At 70.7% G+C, this 8,427-nt stretch carries 6 protein-coding genes; 3 read left to right on the forward strand and 3 right to left on the reverse strand.

All coding sequences use genetic code 11. The features are described 5' to 3' along the window. Positions 1-324 precede the first annotated feature (324 nt). On the reverse strand, positions 325-891 hold the full coding sequence (locus HY68_RS09185; RefSeq protein WP_041986761.1) for a MarR family transcriptional regulator: 567 nt from the start codon (positions 889-891) through the stop codon (positions 325-327). A 133-nt stretch (positions 892-1,024) separates the two neighbouring features. On the opposite strand from HY68_RS09185, the gene HY68_RS09190 reads away from it, so the two are divergent. Continuing rightward, positions 1,025-2,338: an MFS transporter gene (locus tag HY68_RS09190; protein WP_041986764.1), complete on the forward strand. Its 1,314-nt coding sequence runs from the start codon at positions 1,025-1,027 to the stop codon at positions 2,336-2,338. Between the two features lie 29 nt (positions 2,339-2,367). Here HY68_RS09190 and HY68_RS09195 read toward each other — a convergent pair whose 3' ends face one another. Next, on the reverse strand, positions 2,368-4,023 hold the full coding sequence (locus tag HY68_RS09195) for an ATP-binding SpoIIE family protein phosphatase (protein WP_078863499.1): 1,656 nt from the start codon (positions 4,021-4,023) through the stop codon (positions 2,368-2,370). A gap of 189 nt (positions 4,024-4,212) precedes the next feature. Beyond that, complete coding sequence (locus tag HY68_RS09200) at positions 4,213-5,586, reverse strand: NAD(P)/FAD-dependent oxidoreductase (protein WP_041986769.1); 1,374 nt, start codon at positions 5,584-5,586, stop codon at positions 4,213-4,215. 343 nt (positions 5,587-5,929) lie between these two features. Between HY68_RS09200 and HY68_RS09205 the strand changes: the two genes are divergently transcribed. Together HY68_RS09205 and HY68_RS44935 are read left to right on the forward strand one after the other, a co-directional pair. Next, entirely contained in the window at positions 5,930-6,676 is a 747-nt protein-coding gene (locus HY68_RS09205; RefSeq protein ID WP_041986771.1) for a TetR/AcrR family transcriptional regulator, read from the forward strand. A 786-nt stretch (positions 6,677-7,462) separates the two neighbouring features. Further along, positions 7,463-8,427 (forward strand): sigma-70 family RNA polymerase sigma factor (locus HY68_RS44935; RefSeq protein ID WP_241778752.1); only part of this gene is annotated, 965 nt, incomplete at its 3' end.

An 8,427-nucleotide genomic window follows, 5' to 3' on the forward strand; every position in this document is an offset into this window, starting at 1 on the left:
TTCGTGTCTCCGACTCTATCAGACCCTTTCGGCCCTGATTCCCAGTCAGCGGGATTTGCCTTCCCGGCCCTTCGGCCGTTCCGACGTTTCAAACCTTAGCGGATTCCGGCTGCGACTCATAATCGAGGTATTCGAGCTGAGTCGCGAAATGGATTTCGGCATGCCGAAATCCACCCTGCTGAGATCACACATAGTTTGGGTGCCGCTACTTACTGCGGCTGAGTGGCTGTCGGTGGAACCTACCGGCTCCGTGACAACTCGAAGAACCTTACGGATCGGTCCCGGACGTGTCAAGTCGGTTCCAGGTGGGTACTGCGACCCCGCCTAGTCCAGGTCCGTCAGTCTGCCGCCGGCGTCCGGCTGGGCGTGTTCCACCCTGCGGAGCAAGCGGATCAGCATCTCCCCCAGGACTCCACGCTCCTCGCCCGACAGGTCCTGGAGCAGCTCCTCCTCGAACTCGGAGGCCATCCGCATCGCCGCCAGCCACTTCGTGCGGCCCTCGTCCGTCAGCTCCACGATCACGCGCACCCGGTTGTGCTCGTCGCGGTCGCGGGTGACCAGGCCTTCGCTCGCCATGCGGTCGATGCGGTGGGTCATGGCGGCCGGAGTGAGGCCGAGTCGTCTGGCGAGTTCACCCGGGCCCAGCCGGTAGGGGGCGCCGGCGACCACGAGGGTCTTCAGGACTTCCCACTCGGCGTTGCTGATGCCCAGGTCGGCGACCTGGCGGCCGTACGCGACGCTCATGCGCCGATTGAGCCGGCCGAGGGCCGAGACGACCTTTTCGACCTGGGGGTCGAGGTCGCGGAACTCTCGCTGGTAGGCCGCGATCTGCTCGTCGAGGCTCGGCTCACTGAGTCCCGTCGGGCCTGCCGGGTCGGGGGTTTCGGACATCCCGACAGTGTCCCACGGGCTCTCCCTGGCCTTGAAGTCCTTCGAGGTGTATTGTTCAAATCCTAACTTTAGCTTCGAAGTCTTCATAGTCGAGTACTTCACGATTCAAGGGTAGGTGAGTGTGACAAGGCTGATGGGCGCGGACATGCGCCGGATCCAGGCAGGGAACGTGCTCAGCGCGTTCGGGCTCGGGTTCACCGTTCCGTACCTCTATGTGTATGTGGCCCAGGTCCGTGACCTGGGGGCGAGTACGGCGGGTGTCGTGCTCGCCGTCTTCGCGATGGCCGCGCTCGTGGTGCTGCCGTTCACCGGGCGGGTGATCGACCGGCGCGGTCCGCTGCCCGTGCTGATGGGCGGTGCCGTGCTGGCATCGGCCGGGGCGCTCGGCATGGGGTTCGCCGGGAGTGTGCCGGCGGCCGTCCTGTCCGCCGCCGTGCTGGGGGCCGGGACCGCCGTGATGCAGCCGGCGCTGGCCACGATGATCGTCTGGGGGACGACGCCTTCGACGCGCACCCGGATGTTCGCCATGCAGTTCTTCCTGCAGAACCTGGGTCTGGGCATCGGCGGGCTGGTCGGCGGACAGATCGTCGACGAGAGCCGGCCGGGGAGCTTCACGCTGCTGTTCTCCGTCGAGGCCGTGATGTTCCTCGTCATGGTGGGGCTCGCCGCCACCGTACGGCTGCCGCGACCGCCGTCGGTGGTCGTCGGTGATCTCGCCGGGGCCGCCGGGACGCGGGCCAGGAGCGGGCTGCGGGCGCTGCTGGGGCACCGGGCGATGGTGCAGCTGCTGGTCCTCGGCTTTGTGGTGTTCTTCGCCTGCTACGGACAGTTCGAGTCCGGTCTTGCCGCATACGGGACGGAGGCCGCGGGCATCGATCCTTCGGTGCTCGGGATCGCGCTGGCCGCCAACACGGCGGTGATCGTGGTCGCGCAGTTCGTCGTCCTGCGGGTGGTGGAACGGCGTCGGCGGACCCGGGTGATCGCCGCTGTCGGGCTCGTCTGGACCGTCGCGTGGATCGTGGCCGGGTTCGCCGGGCTCGGGAGTGTCGGTCCCGCGTTCGCGACCGTGGCGTTCGTGTCCACGTACGCGCTGTTCGGGCTCGGCGAGTCGATGCTGGCGCCGACCGTCGCGCCGCTGGTGGCCGACCTGGCGCCCGCGTCGCGTGTCGGGCAGTACAACTCGGCGTTCGCGCTGGTCAAGCAGCTGGCGCTGGCGCTCGGGCCGGCCGTGGGCGGGCCGATGGGGGCCGCGCTGCACGGGCCGTACATCGTGACGTTCGTGCTGTTCTCGCTGGGCATCACCGTGCTGGCGCTGCGGCTGGGCAGGCAGCTCACCGCCGTTCAGGACCAGCCGTCGCTCGCTTCGACGTCACGCGTCGTCGTCCAGCATGTGCCCGAGCACGCACCGGAGCCGGTGCGGGAACCCGCCCGGGAGAGCGTGCACTGACGCGCCTCCCGCGGGGCCGCCCTGCCGGGTCACTTCGGCAGGGCGAATTCGCACCAGACCGCCTTGCCGCCGCCCGGTGTGCGGCGTGATCCCCAGGACGAGGCGATCGTCGCGACGATCGAGATACCGCGCCCTGCCTCGTCGATCGGTTCGGCGCGGCGGCGGCGCGGCAGGTGGTCGTCGCCGTCGGTGACCTCGATGATCAGCCGGCGGTCCGTGCGGCGCAGCCGCAGGCGCATCGGGGGTGTGCCGTGCTGCAGGGAGTTCGCGACGAGTTCGCTGGTGGCGAGGACACCGAGGTCGCGCAGTTCGACGGGGAACCGCCAGGAGGCGAGGACGCCCGACGCGAAGGCGCGGGCGCGTGGCGCCGCCTCGATGCCGCCGAGCAGGTCGAGCGCCGCGTTGTGGAACAGCTCGGCGTCGGGGCCCGAGCGCTCGGGGTGCTGGAGGACGAGTACGGCGACGTCGTCGTCGTGTTCGGCGGTGACGCCGAGGGCGCGGATCAGCCGGTCGCAGACGACCTGGGGTGTTCCCTTGGCGCCGGACAGCGCGCGCTCCAGTGAGCCGACGCCTTCGTCGATGTCCTCGCCGCGCCGTTCGACCAGGCCGTCCGTGTAGAGGACGGCGGTGGAGCCGGGCGGCAGGGCGATGCTGCCCGAGGTGTGCTGCCAGCCGCCGGCGCCGAGCGGCGGGCCCGTGGGGTCGGCGGCGCGTTCGACGGTGCCGTCGGCCGCGCGCACCAGGATCGGCAGATGGCCGGCGGAGGCGTAGACGAGTACGCCCTCGTTGGGGTCGTGCACCGCGTAGACGCAGGTCGCGATCTGGCTGACGCCGATCTCGGCGACGAGTACGTCGAGCAGCTGGAGGATCTCGTGCGGCGGCATGTCGAGGCGGGCGTAGGCGCGGACCGCGGTGCGCAGCTGGCCCATGACGGCGGCCGCGCGTACGCCCCGGCCCATGACGTCGCCGATGACGAGGGCGGTGCGTCCGGCGCCGAGGGTGATCACGTCGTACCAGTCGCCGCCGACCGCGGCGTCCAGCCCGCCGGGCTGGTAGGTGGCGGCGACGCGCAGGTCGTCGGGCTGTTCCAGTTCCTGCGGCAGGAGTGAACGCTGGAGGGTGACGGCGGTTTCGCGGAGCCGGCGTTCGCCCGCGCGCAGCCGTTCGGCGGCTTCCGCGTGGTCGGTGACGTCCGCCGCGTAGATGAGCACGCCGCCTTCGCCGGAGCCTTGGGCGTCCACGGGTGTGCAGGTGACGGTGAAGGAGTTGTCGCCGCGTCGGGTGTTGCTCGGGGACAGGGTCCTGGCCTTGCGGGACTTGACGGTGCGTGGCTTTCCGCTGCGCAGGACCTGGTCGAGGAGGGGGAACAGGCCCAGTTCGGCGAGTTCGGGGCAGCTCTCGGCGGCGGGGGTGCCGAGTTCGCGGGCGCCGAAGGCCGTGGTGTAGGGCTCGTTGAGGTACGCGACGCGGTGCTCGGTGCCGTGGACGAGCGCGACCAGGGCGGGGAGTTCTTCCAGGATCTGCCGTACGGACAGGTCTTCGAGCGCGGGCACTTGCGGTGCGTCGGCGGACTCGGGGGGCTGGTCGTACTCACCACGGGCCGCCGGCACGGATCCGTGCTCCGTCCGTGCGGCGGCGCGGCGCTGTGTTCCGGGGAGCCGGGCGCTCCAACGCGTGAAGTTCACGGATTTTTGGGCCTCATGGTGTCGTGGTGCTGTTCGTCTTGCCGGGCGGGTCGGGCCTGGCGGGTCGTCGGGGCCTGCTGCCGAGCCGGCCGGATCACTCTGTGCAGATGTGAACCCACCTATGGTCACACGTCCGGACGGGCGAGGGCACTGGCGAGGACGCGGAGGGCCTTCGGATCGTTGCCGTTGCTACTTCTTTTCGGGGTGTTCGCCTCCTGCGGCGACTTCGAATTCGGCGCGGGGGTGCTCCAGGGAGCCGAGCGAGACGATCTCGCGTTTGAAGAGACCGGAGAGTGTCCACTCGGCGAGGACCCTGGCCTTGCGGTTGAAGGTGGGGACCCGGCTGAGGTGGTACGTACGGTGCATCAGCCAGGCGGGGTAGCCCTTGACCTTACGACCGTAGACATGCGCCACGCCTTTGTGGAGGCCGAGGGACGCGACGGAGCCCGCGTAGGCGTGACGGTAGTCCTGGAGGGGCGCGCCGCGCAGCGAAGCGAGGATGTTGCCCGCGAGTACCTTGGCCTGCCGCACGGCGTGCTGGGCGTTGGGGGCGCATCGGCTGCCGGGTTCGTCCGAGGTCAGGTCGGGTACGGCGGCGGCGTCGCCGGCGGCCCAGGCGTTGTCGACGCCTTCGACGGCGAGGGTGGTCGTACAGGCCAGCCGGCCGCGTTCGTCGCGGGGGAGGTCGCTCGCGGCGAGGACGGGGTGGGGTTTGACGCCCGCCGTCCATACGAGGGTGCGGGTGGGGAAGCGGGTGCCGTCGCTGAGGACGGCGACGCGGTCCTCGCAGGAGTTGAGCCGGGTTTCGAGGCGTACGTCGATGTTGCGGGCGCGCAGTTCCCGTACGGCGTAGCTGCCCATCTCGTCGCCGACTTCGGGCAGTATCCGGCCTGTTGCCTCGACGAGGATCCACTTCAGGTCGTCGGCCTTGATGTTGTGGTAGTACCGCGTGGCGTAGCGGGCCATGTCTTCGAGTTCGGCGAGTGCTTCGACGCCGGCGAAGCCCCCGCCGACGAAGACGAAGGTCAGGGCGGCGTCGCGGACGGCGGGATCGCGGGTGGACGAGGCGATGTCCATCTGTTCGATGACGTGGTTGCGCAGGGCGATGGCTTCTTCGACGGTCTTGAAGCCGATGCCGTGTTCGGCGAGGCCGGGGACCGGCAGGGTGCGGGAGACCGAGCCGGGCGCCAGGACGAGCTGGTCGTAGGCCAGTTCGTAGCTGCCGGTGCCTTCTTCGTCGGATGCGGGGGTGCGCAGGGTGACGGTGCGTTTGGCGTGGTCGACCGCGGTGGCCTCGCCGACGACGATCTTGCATTTGTCCAGCAGCCGCCGTAGCGGGACCACGACATGGCGTGGCGAGATGTTGCCGGCCGCCGCTTCGGGGAGGAATGGCTGATAGGTCATATATGGGTCGGGCGACAGTACGGTGATCTCCGCTTCGCCGCTCTTCAGTTTCCGTTGGAGGCGCAGCGCTGTGTACATGCCGACGTAGCCGCCGCCGACCACGAGAATGCGCGTGGCGGGCGTCGACGCGGGGGTCGCCCGGGGAGAGATCTCAGCCATCACTACCCCATGACGCATCCCGGCACGGTGTTTGTCCACAGCCCCGACAAATTGTGTGACCGGAGCCCGGTCGGGCGCCCACCCGGGCAAATGCTCATGTTTTACGGGATGTTCGCAGGTCAGGATGGGTGTGCGGGGGTGCGGTCCTGGGGTGAATCAGACGCCTTCCGGTCCTTGCTCCGATCGGGGGGCGCGCCATACGGAACTCCCCCCTTCTGAATTGCCGTGGGCTCAACTATGTTCGTAGTCATCGGAGCGTTTGGCTCGTGACTGGGCCTTCAGCGTGCTCCGATGTCAATACGGGGCGTCTCCGGGGGGAGACATCATTACCGGGGGAACACATATGCACATTCAGGATTCGACATGGCAGCCTGCTGTCGTCTCTGACGACGACGCACGGGTGGGCGGTTCCGGGGTCGGGCGGCCAGCTCCGCTCCGGGTGGACGCACAGCGCAATCTGGAGCATGTACTGCGCGCGGCGCGCGAGGTGTTCGGCGAGCTGGGGTACGGGGCGCCGATGGAGGACGTGGCCCGGCGGGCGAGAGTCGGCGTGGGCACGGTCTACCGGCGCTTCCCCAGCAAGGACGTACTGGTCCGGCGGATAGCCGAGGAGGAGACGTCCCGGCTGACCGACCAGGCGCGTTCCGCCCTCGGTCAGGAGGAGGAGCCGTGGTCGGCCCTCTCGCGTTTCCTGCGTACGTCGGTGGCGTCGGGTGCCGGACGGCTGCTGCCTCCGCAGGTGTTGCGGGCGGGGGTGGACGTGGACGACGAGCCGGTGATCAGGGAGTTGCCCGCCGAGCCCCGGGTGCCGCAGCAGCGGCAGAGCCAGCAGGATCTGCGGGTGCTCGCGCGGCATCTCGCGGTGGAGGGGATCGACGACCCGGGGGCGATCGAGCTGCTGGACGTCGTGGGTCAGCTGGTGGAACGGGCCAGGGAGGCCGGGGAGTTGCGCGGCGACGTGACGGTCGCCGATGTCCTGCTGGTGATCGCGACGGCGGCGCCGGCGCTGCCCGACGCGGCGCAGCAGGCGGCGGCTTCGGCGCGATTGCTGGAGATCCTGCTAGAGGGGCTGCGCCCGCGGGCCGCCTAGGCCGCCGGATGTGACAGGTGCTGCCCCCGCATCGAACTGGCGTGCAATCGGGCGCTGTTGGATCTTTCCCGAACGGGTGAAGTTGCGGGTGCGGACCGGTGGGCGGGCCACCGTGCGGTGCTACGGCGACCCGGCCACGGGCCTTCGGCGGCTTCGAATGCAAGGTGTCGGGGCGTCCGCAGGATGGTTTCCTGTGGGCGCCCCGGCCCTGCCGCAGACGGAGTGGTGTGCCGGGCCCTAAACGTCCCCGGACGGGTGGTTGCCGGGAATCCGGCCGGGACGGGGCTGCCCGCTGTGGCACGCTGGCCCGGTGTTTGGGTCTGAGCGGTGCGGACGGGGGCTTCCGCGATGAGCGGTGACGGACGGGACGAGCCGCTCGGTGGCGGCGGTGCCGGTGGCGCCGACGGCGGGACGGAACCCGGTGAGCCACCGTCGCGGCAGGTGCCGAGCCAGGGCGGCCCCAAGGGGTCACCCGGGCTGACAGGTCCGACGAGTGTGCCCGGAATGAGCGGGCCCACGACGGGTGGCCCTGTCCGCTTCGGCCACTCGGCGGCGCCGGGAGCCGAGGAGCCGGGCTCTGTCGTGCCGAACCCGGCCGCCGGGCCTGACGACAGCATCGTGCCCGACGCGGACAGCAGTGTGCCGCAGCAGCGCGAGGGGCGCTGGACGGGACCCGAAGGCATCCTCGGCGGCGGGCAGTTCGCGGACCGGCAGTATCCGGACGGGCAGCACCCGGACGGCCAGGATCCGGACGGGCAGCTGACCGGCGAAGCCCAGGCCGACGGCATGGCCGCCGAGGACGACGTACCGACACTCGAACTGAACGTCGCGGGTGCCGGGGACGCGGCCGGCGCGGCGGCCTCCGCCGGTGAGTTGCCGCCTGCGGACGCCGATCTCATCCAGCGCATGCGCGGTGGCGACGACAGCGCGTACGAGGAGCTGTTCCGCCGGCACTCGGAGGCGGTCCGCCGCTACGCCCGCACCTGCTGCCGTGACGCGCACACCGCCGACGACCTGACCGCCGAGGTGTTCGCCCGTACGCTCCAGGCGGTGCGCGGCGGCGCCGGGCCCGAGCAGGCGGTGCGGGCCTATCTGCTGACGACCGTACGACGCGTCGCCGCCTCCTGGACGAAGTCGGCGAAGCGCGAGCAACTGGTCGAGGACTTCGCGGTGTTCGCCGCGCAGGCGGTCGCCTCCTCCGGTATCTCCGACGACGACACCCTGGAACTGGGCGCCGACGTACGGGCGATGCACGAGGCGGAGCAGTCGCTCGCCATGCAGGCGTTCCGCAGCCTGCCCGAGCGGTGGCAGGCCGTGCTCTGGCACACCACCGTCGAGGAGGAGTCGCCGAGTCAGGTCGCGCCGCTCTTCGGACTGACCGCCAACGCCACCGCCGTACTGGCGGGCCGGGCGCGCGAAGGCCTCAAGCAGGCCTATCTCCAGGCCCATGTGAGCGCGTCGCTCACCGCGGGCGGCGACTGCGCGCGCTACGCCGACCGGCTCGGCGCGTACTCACGCGGCGGCCTGCGGATGCGGGCCGAGCGCGGGCTGCGCAAGCATCTGGCGGAGTGCGCCAAGTGCCGTCTCGCGGCAGGCGAGTTGGCGCACGTCAACTCCGGCATCCCGAACGTGATTCTGATCGCCGTGATCGGCTGGTCCGCCGCCGGTTACTCGCTCAAGGCCGTCGGGCTGGTGGCGGGTGGCGCGGCGGGTGCGGCCGGGGCCGGCGCCGCCGCGGCGACGGGCGGCGC

Source organism: Streptomyces sp. AcH 505, from assembly GCF_000818175.1.
Classification (GTDB): Bacteria; Actinomycetota; Actinomycetes; order Streptomycetales; family Streptomycetaceae; genus Streptomyces.

What these genes read in the sequence shown, in the direction of transcription:
- HY68_RS09185 (WP_041986761.1), bottom strand. Translation starts at nt 891, where the DNA reads ATGTCCGAAACCCCCGACCCGGCAGGCCCGACGGGACTCAGTGAGCCG.
- HY68_RS09190 (WP_041986764.1), top strand. Translation starts at nt 1,025, where the DNA reads ATGGGCGCGGACATGCGCCGGATCCAGGCAGGGAACGTGCTCAGCGCG.
- HY68_RS09200 (WP_041986769.1), bottom strand. Translation starts at nt 5,586, where the DNA reads ATGGCTGAGATCTCTCCCCGGGCGACCCCCGCGTCGACGCCCGCCACG.
- HY68_RS09205 (WP_041986771.1), top strand. Translation starts at nt 5,930, where the DNA reads ATGCACATTCAGGATTCGACATGGCAGCCTGCTGTCGTCTCTGACGAC.